Genomic DNA, 12,505 nt, shown 5'->3' on the forward strand with positions numbered 1-12,505 from the left:
TACCTCAACACGATTTTGGAGTACCTCAACACGATTTTGGAGTACCTCAACACGACTTTCAAGTACTTCAACATGACTTCGAGGTATCTGTTGCTTATATAGCAGTCCTAAATCATTCGTGAGAATTTGAGATCGTTTTAACCCCCCTGTAGTCTCCCCTTGGTAAGCTAGGTATATATACAAATCGAATTACCCCCCTCAATCCCCCCGATGCATTGGGGGGAAGCCGGAAATCTAATTCCCTCCCCTTTGCAAGGGGAGGGTTAGGGTGGGGTAAAACTGACGCGAAAAAGCAGGTGAGTAAACTATTTTAGACTTGTGTATACACCGCAGCCTTGGTAAGGGGGGGACGGCTCAGACATTGAGATCAAAAGTCCTGCTCTGGGCTAAGGAACGAAACTCAACATTTTGCTTTGTTTTTTGGTAACGCTTACGCTCAACCGAACTTACAAATATTCTTAACCGAGCAGTATTGATATCCATCTTTGCTGCGAGTAAATCGATTTAACTGTGGGGTAATAATAACTAGTTACGTAAATGTACGGAGTGCGATTTTCGGCGGAATCATCAATTAGAAATTATATTGACTTACAGTTAGATCCCCGATTTTCTAAGAAATTGGGGATCTTATTATTCACAAATGATTTAAGTTTGCTATGAACGAGCCAAGTCTCAAGCATTACTTGGATAAACTCAAAGCTAAATCTAAATAAATTACTATTTATTCTAAAGTCTTGGCAGATAATTTTAGACAACGATCTAGCTATTTTGGATTATTTCTAATAAATAAAAGCCATTAACCTTTATTTTCAGCAAAACAGTAAATATACTGTTGCAATTATATGAGTTAGTTGAGACTTCCAACTATTGCAACTATCAGCCAAAATGCTATATGTCTTTTTGGTTTCTAAACCATGAATTAGATATCACAATTTCCTAAAACAGGGCTATTTGTCAGGAAAGTGAGATATTTATACTGAGGGATTCATAAAAACTTATTTAAGAAAATCTTTTGTATATATATACTTGTCGTTAAGAAGTATTAAGAAATACTTATTAAAGAATATTGCAATAGCTTGATTTAATTGCTAACGTGTGTATGACAGCGATGCTGATGAACGCTCGGATCTAGGAGAAATAAAATCTATGAGCTATACCCATTCAGCCAAGTGTGTTAGGCTTTGACGGGTTCAAAACGAGAAATTTCTGCCTCATATAGACAACTATGAGGGATTGCAGATTAACCAAGAAATGTCTCATTGCTAAAGGCTTAGTTTCAGTTTGATTTCAATTGTGATTGATTATTTGTCTTACTTTATGCCGACAAGTGAGTAGCTTTTGCTTGTGTGTATCGGCAATAACGAGGAGTTTGGTAAGACTTAAATTTTGGAGAATAAAACTAATGGAGATTCAAGGTAAAGTTGCCCTAATTACAGGGGCTTCGCGTGGAATTGGACGAGCGATCGCCCTCGAATTAGCGCAACAAGGCATCAAACGGATGATATTGGTAGCACGCGATCGCCGCAAGTTATTAGAGGTAGCCAACGAAATCGAGGCTATGGGTACAGAAGCTGCGATCGTGGCTTTAGATTTGACGCAGACAATTGAAGTAAATATCGCTGTTGCTCAACTATGGCGAAATTATGGACAGATTCACCTGCTGGTTAATTGTGCGGGAGTCGCATACCAAAGCTCATTTCTGCAATCTAAAATGCCCCAAGTTCAAGAAGAACTCTCGGTGAACTTGTTAGGAATGTACAACCTCACTAGTTTGATTGCTCGACGCATGGCTAGCCAAAAACAAGGGACAATTGTCAATGTATCGAGCCTGATGGGGAAAGTTGCAGCACCGACAATGGCGACATACTCAGCAACCAAATTTGCCATCTTAGGATTTACCCAAGCCTTGCGCCAAGAATTAGCTGAACACAATATCCGCGTCATTGCATTACTACCTTCCTTGACAGACACAGACATGGTGCGCGACTTAAAATTATTTCGCTGGGTAATCCCCATGACTCCCCAGCAAGTGGCTAAAGCACTCGTCACCGGAATGCAGAATGATTCATCAGAAATTTTAGTTGGATGGCAAAGTCATTTAGCCGTGTTGTGTCAACGCCTCACCCCTTGGTTGTTAGAGCTAATTTTACGAATAGCAACACCGCCAGCACCAAGCAGACAACGGCTGATTGAAAAACTTATCCCTTCGCGTAGCGAGTGCTGAGTGCTGAGTGCTGAGTGCTGAGTACTGAGTGCTGGGTGCTGGGTGCTGAGTGCTGAGTGCTGAGTGCCCAGTAGTACTCCATAGTTAAAAGTCCGAAATCTTCAGTCGTTTGGCTTTATTCTTGTGCAACAAAGTAAGGCTCACAGTGCCAAAAAATGCTAATAAGCTGAAGGTAGAAGTAGATTCAGGAACAGACTTGGAATTCTCAATTTTGATAACTTGTCCCTGTCCAGGGCGATCGCCTCGGTTTGTCACGTAGATAGCACCATCAGCACCAATAGTCAAAGCAGTAGGAGATTCTAATCCATTGCCACTAAGAATAGTTGTACGAGTCCCATCCCTTGCTATCTTAATTACAGAGCCATCTAGATTACCTTTCCAGAGGGACTGATTGGCGTACTGTAAAGCATATAAATTACCCTCACTATCAAAATCTAAGTCAGTAAGTTGGGTAAAGCCATCAGTATAAACTGTTGGTTGACCATCAGCACCAACTCGATAGATTTTTGCTTCACCTTCTGGAAAAGGAAAACCAGTTAATTCACTAATATAATAAGCGCCATCTGGGCCTTTAGCGATATTTGTGGGTACTGCTTGGATTTCAAATGGCGATGACGATGCGCCAGTGGGAAAAATTGGATTAGTTAATGTCTGCCGGGGAATTGTGGCGATCGCCTTTAAATTACTGCCATCAGTACCCACGCTGAGTAACTCATTAGCACCGGTATCAACTGCAACAATTTTATTTCTATCTAAAAGAATAGAGAAAGGATTGCTAATTAGATCGCCTCCATCGGGATTATTTACAAGTTCATAATTAGCTAAATCAGCAACACTAGTCCACGAATTTGTATTGAAATTAGCAGTGATGATTTTTCCTAAGTCAGTGTTACCTAATGTGGCGCGAAATATTGGATTTGAACCATATCCAATTGCAATATAAGGCTTGCCGGTAGCATCAAATTTAATATCTTGAGGCCCAGAAGTATCAGTACCATCTGGTAATGCTAAAGAAGGAAGCCCTGTAAGTATACGTTCTTGCGTACCATTTCCAATTTTTGTCACTGCACCAGTTGTGCCATAACATAAAGATTGGTTTGCAACGCTCGGTGAAGGAACACAAGCTCCACTGCCGCCTGTTCCTGCTTCGGTGACATAGAGACTCCCGTCATTACCAAAAGTTAAACCTCGTGGATTATTAAGACCATCGGCAATTACCGAAAATGATGCCGCCTCTGCTGCTTTGATTCCCGAAAAAGCAGCAATACAAACACTCAAAAATGTAATTCCAAATTGTTTTAGTTTCATGACACTCCTCCTAAAATGCAATTTGCGTAAAGCATGGAATGGAAAATTTTATCTTGAAAAATAATAATATTTAATGTTTATAGTTTCTGGGGATTTTACAGCTTATTTAAAAGAAGGAAACAGATCCAAGCCCAGAAAACCAGATGAAATCTGAATTTCTAAATTTTGATCTGAATTTTGAGTTGTATCATACCATTAAAAAAAATCTTTGCAACATAATGAATCGGCTATAGAGGCGTACAGATGTACACTACTAGCAACAAAATTAAATAGAAATACTGGATATTCTTAGTACTTTTTATACAAGTGTTATATCCCAACAGTTGAACTACACAGATATTGTGGGATTACAAGACGATCGCAGTTTGCATCAATACATAAAGTTGCAGATCAGAAATTGCTGGGCGATCGCATAATTAGACATACCTTGTTTCGGAGCAATCAGAAATGCTTTCCTTCCCCACAACCCTGACTCCTTTGCCCGAAATCATTGATGGCTTACCGAATATTTCTGGTTGGGAAACAGAGGTTCTCTCTGTGGTTAACCAAGATCGACCAGTATTTTTACCAACCACGAATATCCGCTTAGAAGATGTAAATGCTGTGTTTGCGATCGCTTTGCACATGCACCAGCCAACTATACCTGCTGGGAATGGCGGTACACTGATCAGCAATCTGCAATATATGTTTGAACATCCCCATGAAGGGGATAACCACAATGCAGATCCCTTTGCCCATTGTTACAGCCGCATGGGTGACTTCATCCCCGAACTTGTAAATCAAGGTTGCAATCCGCGTGTAATGTTGGATTACTCAGGTAATCTGCTGTGGGGACTGCGACAAATGGGACGCGGTGATGTGCTGGATAATCTCAAACGGATTACTTGCGATCGCACCTACCAACCTTATGTAGAATGGCTGGGTACAATGTGGGGTCATGCAGTTATTCCTTCCACACCCATAGCAGATATTAAATTACATATCGTTGCATGGCAACATCACTTTGCAGCAATTTTTGGCTGGGAAGCACTAGCGCGAGTCAAAGGATTTTCGCCCCCAGAAATGCACCTACCCAATCACCCCGATGCTCTCTTTGAATTTGTGAAAGCGCTGAAAGAATGTGGATATCGCTGGCTACTTGTTCAAGAACATTCTGTAGAAACTCTTAGTGGTCAATCTCTCGCTTATAAACATTTACCACATCGTTTGGTTGCCCGGAATTCTCAGGGCGAAACAATTAGTATTACAGCTTTAATTAAAACCCAAGGTTCTGATACTAAATTAGTTGCACAAATGCAGCCTTATTATGAAGCAAAAACATTATCCAAACAACAAATTGGCGGTGTATTTGTACCACCAATAGTTAGCCAAATTGGCGATGGTGAAAATGGCGGCGTGATGATGAATGAATTTCCTAGCGCTTTTAAACAAGCTTGGTGGGATATGGTCAATAATGGCGGAGGAAAATCAGGTGTTGTTGGTGTGTGTGGTACAGAATATTTAGAATTAATCGAAGCAGCCGGATGCAAACCTGAAAATTATCCAACTTGTCAGCCAGTGGGACAACATCAGATTTGGGAGCGAGTTTCACCAGATAATATTCAACCGCAAGCTGTAGAAAATGCCATTCAAGAATTAAAGCAAACAAACTCTAATTTTCACCTGGATGGAGCCTCATGGACAAATCATATCAGTTGGGTAAAAGGATATGAAAATGTGTTGTCTCCCATGTATCAATTAAGCAGTTTATTCCATCAAAAATTTGATCCATTACAACAGGTTGACTCAGAAGAACCTGTAACTAGACAATCTCATTATCGTAACGTTTTTTTACATAATCTGTTGTTGCAAACCAGTTGTTTTCGTTATTGGGGACAAGGCGCTTGGACTGATCACGCACGGGAAATTTATCAACGTGGCGAAAATTTATTGCAGATGAATTGAATTCGAGACTGGAACGCATATCGATTCTTAATACTCGATCCTCCTTAAAAATTAGAGAATTAAACCCCCTTTTTTAAGGGGGTTGTGTCATTAATACATTGCATATTACAGTAAATGAAGTACACCCTTCCCCTGTTAAGGGCTACGGTGAATTACCCCCCTTAATCCCCCCTTGTAAAGGGGGGAAATAGCAAATCTAATTCCCTCCCCTTAGAAAGGGGAGGGTTAGGGTGGGGTATTTTTGTACCTCACCAAGTCGTAATCTGCTGTAGTTTCTAAATAGGCAGTAAAATGAAAAATATTTATGACAGTTGTTCTTAATATATAGCAGATTACAAGTTGATAAAGTAGACAAAGATTCGTCTCTTACCAAGGTATAAAGCGTCTTTTATTTCTGGATTCTGCTGCATCTTCTCACACCAGAGGTAACAATATTTCAAATTTTGTACCTATACCAATCTGTGAATGAAAATTTAATTTTCCGCCATGTCTCACAGTAATAATTCGATAACTTACTGCTAAACCAGTATTTTTACCATTCTTTGTTTCCAGAGAAAAAGACTCCATAATTTGCTGTTTTAATTCTTCAGACATTCCAGAGCCATTATCAGCAATGCGAATTAAAACCCAGCGAGAATCGGGTGCATCTGGGTTGCTTGCTTCTTGGGATATAACTTCTGTGGTAATCTCAATTCGGGGTTTTTGAACAGTCTTTGTCTCTTCTAAATGTAACTGCTGTCGCACTCCTTCATTGAGTAAAGTATCCACAACTTCACTTAAAATATTCATCAAAACCTGGTTTAATTGCCCCATAAAGCAATACACTGGGGGTAATTGACCGTAGTATTTGACGATTTCAATTTCTCCTTGAAGACGGCTATTAATTAATAAAATGATGCTATCTATACAGGCGTGTAAATCTACTGGCTTGGGAAAAAGCTCATCAATGTGACAGAAGTTTTGCAAGCTAGTAACGAGTTTTTTTAATCTTTCCGCTCCTGTGCGAATACTAGCGAGCGATCGCGACAAATCTTGTTCTAAAAAATCAAATTCAATCTCTTCTTTAATCTGGTTAATTGCCGGAGAAACTAATGGTAAATTTTGCTCGTAACCTGCTATTAGTTTGAGTAAATCTTGACTGTAGTTTGAAACATAAATTATATTACCCCAAATAAAACCCACTGGGTCTAAAATTTCGTGGGCTACGCCGTCTACTAAACGCCCCAAGTTTGCCATTTTATCATTTTGAATCATTTGGGCTTGACTGCGTTCATAACGAATCAGATTGTCGATTCCCCGAATTTGCCAAGAAATAATATTCAATTCTTGGACATCTAACAATCTATAAGCGCCAGATTCCGTTTCTACGACAATTGGTTCTGCTAATAATTCTGGCGATCGCTTTAGGCTAAGTTGCATTGTTGTTAAAATCGATGTTGTATCAGCAACCAGCAACATCGGTGTCCGCACATAGCTGTAGAGAACAGCTAATGGTTGCTGAACAAATAACTCTTGTCCGAATGGACGAATCAAAAATTCTAGTAGTCGCCGCCGCGAAATCATCCCAATGAACTGTCCCTGTTCTACCAAAATTACTCCTGGTAGCAGGGGGTATTTGTCCAAAAAACTAGCCACTTCCATCCCGGTGTGGCTAATCTCCACTGAGAAGTTATACATTGGTAGTTCTTGGAGAGTTGAATCTAAACCAAGATCGCGATCGCTACCCTCAGACAAAAATGGCGGTGAGATTTGGCAACTAAATTCTTCTGGCACTAGACACCCTGATTTTTTCAAAGACAGGTAAAGAATAAGTTAATATTTTACATTCTGCCACCCTCAAAATCCGGTTTTAGTTTAGGTATCTAATAACACTAATGGTCTACCAAGGTAAAAATCGTTTGGTGGGGAATTTATAATCTGGGTGCAGAATATTGAGAAAGCGATGTCTACGACGGGCTACGCCTACGCAAGCTAAACTAAAAATAACCTTTACCAAAAGTGCAAAGGTAGCGTTATGACTTCTGTAACCGATCCACCCAACGCTCTGGCTCCTTTCCCCTTCCCCGATCATACCCAGCTTCCTGAGTCCAATGGTACTTTTGTGAAAAATTGGCAAGAGCATCCCCAAAGCCTTCTACTAACTGACTCAATTACACCCATCCTCAAGCAATTAAATCCTGAAGGTGAATACTGTATAGGGCAGGACTTAGGCATTTACTGGCGCTTGACCGATCCCCTTGAAAAAGGCGCGGAAGCACCAGATTGGTTTTATGTCCCGAATGTACCGTTTTTGCTCAATGGGCAAACCCGACGTTCTTATGTGATGTGGCGAGAGTTTATTGCCCCGTTGATTGTTTTAGAATTTGTCTCTGGGGACGGTAGTGAAGAACGAGATAAAACTCCTTTGAAGGGTAAATTTTGGATTTATGAGCAAGTCATTCGTCCTGCCTTCTACGGCATTTATGAAGCGAGTAAAGCCAGCCTAGAAGTTTATCATCTGATTGAGGGACAGTATCAAGTTTTACCAGCAAATGAACGAGGACATTATCCTATAGTTGCTTTGGGTGTTGAATTAGGCTTATGGCAGGGAAAATATCAGAATGTGGAATTACCCTGGTTGCGTTGGTGGGATTTACAAGGGAATTTGTTATTGAGTGGCGATGAAAGAGCAGAACAAGAATCCCAAAGAGCAGAACAAGAATCCCAAAGAGCTGATCGCCTAGCTGCCCAATTGCGATCGCTTGGCATTGAACCAGAAATCTAATACCGTACTACAAACTACGAATTACGAATTACGAATTAAAAAAGGGCTGGTGTAAAAGAGTCATCTATTGAACCAGAAATCTAATACCGTACTACAAACTACGAATTACGAATTACGAATTAAAAAAGGGCTGGTGTAAAAGAGTCATCTGTGGCTTAATTTGTTTAGACACAAATTTTACTGCTACCAGGGTAATCACGATGACAAATAGACCTCCTTCCGAACCGGAGTCATCTCAAAAAACTGCCCTTGGCTTTGATGAATTTATAGCCATTTTGGTTGCCTTCACCACTATCGGAGCGATTCTTTTTTGGTCGTTGTCTCGCAGAGATTCTAGCTGGAACTTAAACGGGCTGCTGTTGCCTTCCTCCACTCCTTCTCCTAGTGTTCGACCAAATCCAGTATTGCCCTCTCCTACTGCCAAGGTAGAACCTTATACAGTCCCCAACAACGTTTTGCCCTATTCTTCACCTGAAGCTGTTGTTGAACCCAAGACACCTTCATTCCCAACTAACAGCGCAACTCCTTACCGCGCAATGTTACCATCTATTTTGGTAATCCCAACTCAATCCCCACAACCACAAACACCTGTATCTCCTCCAACAGAACTTGAGTCATCACTCAAATCATCAGCGTTGCCTTTAGTAACTCCGGCAAAACCAAAATCAATCATTCCGCCACCAATTGCATTTAACGATGTGCCCAATGACTTTTGGAGTCGGCGTTTTATAGACGTTCTTTCTGCCCGTGGGATTCTCAAAGGGTTTCCTGATTATTCTTTTAGACCAAATCAGGCTGTAAATCGCGCCGAATTTGCTGCCATACTAGAAAAAGCCTTTGACCAAGAACCGTCTAAGACTGCGATCGCATTTCAAGATGTACCAACAAAATTCTGGGCAACTCCAGCAATTAACCAAGCCATCAGTGCGGGTTTTCTCAAGGGCTACCCGAAAAAAACCTTCAAACCACAACAAAATATTTCACGAGTACAAGTTTTAGTTGCCCTTGTCAGTGGGCTGAATTTAAAAGCACCCACTTCCCCAAATCAGATTCTCAGTGTCTATAAAGATGCTAAAGATATTCCGCCTTATGCTATCACCAAAATCGCTGCTGCTACAACCAATGGTTTGGTAGTTAACTATCCAAATCCCCAAGTCCTCGATCCAAACAAAGTAGCTAGTCGGGCAGAAGTGGCGGCGATGATTCATCAAGCTTTAGTCAAACGGGGCAAATTGCCGACAATTACATCTCCTAATATAGTGCGATCGTCGCCCAAAATATCTTCAGAACTTCCACAGAGTCCAAAAAAACCGACCCCAAAAGCTAAATTGACCACCGGAGGTTCGCCTTAACAATAATTACTAATTCGTAATTAAACCAAGGATCGTAGGAAGCAACTTCTACGAGTACTAGCGTTATGGGTGTAGTTTTGATATTACAAATTGTTAAAAATTTCGTCAGGAATTTTCAGAGAAGTCTGAACGCCGACTTCCGGCATTCAGACTTCATGATTTGGAATTATAGCGTACTTCTACACAGGAGCAAGCTACGCGTAGCGTCTGGTAGAGAAGCAATAATTAGATATTAAGCTTCTGGAATTTGTTTACCGACAACTTGTGATTTAAGAGTGGTGATTTCACTAGTTAACTCTTTCCTGGTTGAGGCTTTGAGTAAATAGCGGTAAACAAACCAGGCAGAGTAACCAATACCAATCAACTCAAAAGTAGGTGCCACCAAAGGGATATCATTCAAAGCATCTAATATTGCCAAGAGTACCTTAACAGCAACAATTGATCCTACAATTAAACCAACTGTTACCAGGGGTTGCTTATATTGATTAAAGAAGCTTCCCAGATATTCTGGTAATGTTGCTAAAAAGGTAGAAATTTGCTCTCCGTATTTTACCCATTCGTCTTGAGGCTGTGCCGGAGGCTGGAGTTTGGTGATGGTTCCCGTTTGGTTGTTGATCTCTGCCACTGTAGTCTCTTTAGATGCGTTTTCGGTAAATTCTTGTTCTGGCATTTTCACTCCTATTAATTTGACAGTTGAGTTTTTCTAATCTGGATAATTACAACCGAAAGGTTGTTGATTAGGTAATGTACTTGTGCATCAGTACAATTTGGTGAAAGGCACAAAAAGATTTTAGTGTCCTATAACCATAGTTGCCCCTTACTATCTACTGCATCAACTACAAGGTAGACAGTCAGTAGGAGGATAGAACTCAGAAGGCAGCAGGATGTATTATAATCAACTTCCTGAGTTCTATTTTTGGAATCAACTGGAATCCTCAGGTTGTGATTATCCCATTCCGTGTCATTTGCTCATAATCGTACTAAATCTAAGTACAAATAATGCAAAAATCACTCCACTTCTCATTTATATAAGCCTAGAAGCCGATTTTAGCCGATATTAAAGCTATCTTAAGCCGCGTTCGTCAATTAACGCATTCGTATTGATATTAATACGTAATAAAAATTTTTCTGTGTTCATATAGACTAGACTTTTAAGCTATTTTATGATATATATGCCTGGGATGAGGGAGCAGGGGACAAGGAGGAATTATTGAACAAATCTCTCCCTTGTCTCCCCGCTCTTCCTTGTCTACCTTGTCTCTTGTTCATGCCCAATGCCCCATCCCCAACAAGTATCAAACCTTTTGTTTTTTCCTGATTGTATTAATTTTATAAGGAAGCAATAAGGTAGAGTAGTGGCTTAGGCGATCGCAAGAACTCATTGCTTGCTATCAACCGCATATTGTGGAAAGTAGTGTAGTAAGGGAAAGATGCTCTCAGGAGGGTCTTTAGTGCAGGAAACTATATCGTTGCTCCTAAAAAAGTAAATTCTCTTAAACTTAGTAATTATACTTATAAAATTTGTTGTAAAAATTACTTATCTTATCTAAGATGATGCTAATTATCTAGCAAGCAACGATTTGCTCTTGCGATAAAAGAAGATAATGTAGATGTTAATGACTAATTAAGGTATTTTGACAATCTAGACTAATTTGATTATTTTTGCGGGAAGGCAAGGAGGTTTGAGAAATGCCAACTCAAAAGCCAACCCCTATCTACAGCAGTTCAGAAAGCAAAAAAGTGTCAGCCGAAGAGCCATCGACAGACGAACTCCCAACTATAGAATTTCCCTCAAGAGGGAAGCTCAAAGCCAGTTCTTGGCGTATCCATCAAAAAATTGGCTATGGGTACTTTGTAGCTATCGGAATTGGCTTTTTTGGCTCACTGACTGGGTTAGTGATTGCTAATTACTACCGGGGAAGGGAAGTTAGACAATTTAATCAAGCTTATGAACAAGGACAACTACTGAGTAATTATAAAGATGCAGTAGTAGGGGCGCAATTACATAGTTCTAACCTAGTTGCTGTATTGGATAATTCACAACAACTGCAAAACAAAAAAGCTGATTTTCTGAAGAATGTTGAAAAAGCCAAGCAACTAGAGTCAAAAATTGGCGGATTTCTCGATAGTAAACCTAAAAGACTAGCAGCAACAAGTTCGACTTTACAGACCTTATTGCTGGATTATAAGACTAATTTAAAAGCCTACGTTGACCAAATCGAGGTTGTCTTACAGAAAATTGACTCCCCAAAAGTGCAGCCTCAGCAGATTTCCTCTGCCCGATCGCAGTTATTAATAATAATGCGTGGTGAAACAGCCATGCGGCTGGACCAGCTTTCGCAAAGCTTGACTAACATCCTGCAAACTGCTGAAGATCAAGAGCAAGAAAGGCAAAGAGCCGTTGAGCAGGCGAGAATAGTTGAACGATTCATCGTGATCGCGAGTATGCTGGTTTCGGTAGCGATCGCAGCCATTGTTGCTTGGCGTACCAGTCGAGCGATCGCTGAACCAGTTATCACTGTAACCCAAGTAGCAGAACAAGTTGCCAGGAAACATAATTTCGATTTGCGAGCGCCCGTCACCACTGAAGATGAAATTGGGCTACTCGCCAAATCTCTAAATCGTCTGATTGAGCGAGTATCCGAGCGAACAAAAGAACTACAACAAGCTAAAGAATTAGCTGAAGCTGCTAGCAAGGCAAAAAGCGTATTTTTGGCTAATGTTAGCCACGAATTACGCACACCATTAAATGCTGTCATTGGACTAAGCCAACTACTAGAAGACGACGCTACCGATCTCGGTTTATCGCCAGACTTTATCACCGACTTAGAAACAATTAACGCTGCTGGTAAGCATCTACTGCACTTGATTAACGAAATCCTCGACTTGTCAAAAATTGAAGCGGGGAAAATG

General features: G+C 40.5%; 9 protein-coding genes. 5 read left to right on the plus strand and 4 right to left on the minus strand.

The window, feature by feature from the left end; genetic code table 11:
• The coding region (locus tag RMY16_RS32110) for a hypothetical protein (protein WP_322739766.1) at window positions 1-183 on the minus strand (183 nt) is incomplete at its 3' end.
• A 1,219-nt stretch (window positions 184-1,402) separates the two neighbouring features.
• Between RMY16_RS32110 and RMY16_RS32115 the strand changes: the two genes are divergently transcribed.
• Window positions 1,403-2,224: an SDR family NAD(P)-dependent oxidoreductase gene (locus RMY16_RS32115; protein WP_322739767.1), complete on the plus strand. Its 822-nt coding sequence runs from the start codon at window positions 1,403-1,405 to the stop codon at window positions 2,222-2,224.
• Between the two features lie 84 nt (window positions 2,225-2,308).
• Here the strand turns inward: RMY16_RS32115 and RMY16_RS32120 are convergent, their stop codons facing one another.
• The gene (locus RMY16_RS32120) at window positions 2,309-3,532 is read right to left on the minus strand and encodes a ScyD/ScyE family protein (protein WP_322739768.1); all 1,224 of its coding nucleotides are present in this window, start codon (window positions 3,530-3,532) and stop codon (window positions 2,309-2,311) included.
• 447 nt (window positions 3,533-3,979) lie between these two features.
• On the opposite strand from RMY16_RS32120, the gene RMY16_RS32125 reads away from it, so the two are divergent.
• A complete protein-coding gene (locus RMY16_RS32125) occupies window positions 3,980-5,476 on the plus strand; it encodes a glycosyl hydrolase family 57 (RefSeq protein WP_322739769.1) in 1,497 nt (498 codons plus the stop codon).
• A gap of 414 nt (window positions 5,477-5,890) precedes the next feature.
• Here the strand turns inward: RMY16_RS32125 and RMY16_RS32130 are convergent, their stop codons facing one another.
• Entirely contained in the window at window positions 5,891-7,249 is a 1,359-nt protein-coding gene (locus RMY16_RS32130; protein ID WP_322739770.1) for a sensor histidine kinase, read from the minus strand.
• Between the two features lie 241 nt (window positions 7,250-7,490).
• On the opposite strand from RMY16_RS32130, the gene RMY16_RS32135 reads away from it, so the two are divergent.
• Window positions 7,491-8,240: a Uma2 family endonuclease gene (locus RMY16_RS32135; RefSeq protein WP_322739771.1), complete on the plus strand. Its 750-nt coding sequence runs from the start codon at window positions 7,491-7,493 to the stop codon at window positions 8,238-8,240.
• A gap of 200 nt (window positions 8,241-8,440) precedes the next feature.
• A complete protein-coding gene (locus tag RMY16_RS32140) occupies window positions 8,441-9,592 on the plus strand; it encodes an S-layer homology domain-containing protein (RefSeq protein ID WP_322739772.1) in 1,152 nt (383 codons plus the stop codon).
• A gap of 232 nt (window positions 9,593-9,824) precedes the next feature.
• Here RMY16_RS32140 and RMY16_RS32145 read toward each other — a convergent pair whose 3' ends face one another.
• A complete protein-coding gene (locus RMY16_RS32145) occupies window positions 9,825-10,262 on the minus strand; it encodes a CAAD domain-containing protein (RefSeq protein WP_322669329.1) in 438 nt (145 codons plus the stop codon).
• A gap of 1,019 nt (window positions 10,263-11,281) precedes the next feature.
• Between RMY16_RS32145 and RMY16_RS32150 the strand changes: the two genes are divergently transcribed.
• The coding region (locus RMY16_RS32150) for a histidine kinase dimerization/phospho-acceptor domain-containing protein (RefSeq protein WP_322739773.1) at window positions 11,282-12,505 on the plus strand (1,224 nt) is incomplete at its 3' end.

The organism is Nostoc sp. DedQUE12b (assembly GCF_034530835.1).
Taxonomy (GTDB): domain Bacteria; phylum Cyanobacteriota; class Cyanobacteriia; order Cyanobacteriales; family Nostocaceae; genus Nostoc.

Excerpts from the sequence above, each read along its gene's own strand:
- RMY16_RS32115 (WP_322739767.1), top strand. The coding sequence starts at position 1,403 with ATGGAGATTCAAGGTAAAGTTGCCCTAATTACAGGGGCTTCGCGTGGA.
- RMY16_RS32120 (WP_322739768.1), bottom strand. The coding sequence starts at position 3,532 with ATGAAACTAAAACAATTTGGAATTACATTTTTGAGTGTTTGTATTGCT.
- RMY16_RS32125 (WP_322739769.1), top strand. The coding sequence starts at position 3,980 with ATGCTTTCCTTCCCCACAACCCTGACTCCTTTGCCCGAAATCATTGAT.
- RMY16_RS32135 (WP_322739771.1), top strand. The coding sequence starts at position 7,491 with ATGACTTCTGTAACCGATCCACCCAACGCTCTGGCTCCTTTCCCCTTC.
- RMY16_RS32140 (WP_322739772.1), top strand. The coding sequence starts at position 8,441 with ATGACAAATAGACCTCCTTCCGAACCGGAGTCATCTCAAAAAACTGCC.
- RMY16_RS32145 (WP_322669329.1), bottom strand. The coding sequence starts at position 10,262 with ATGCCAGAACAAGAATTTACCGAAAACGCATCTAAAGAGACTACAGTG.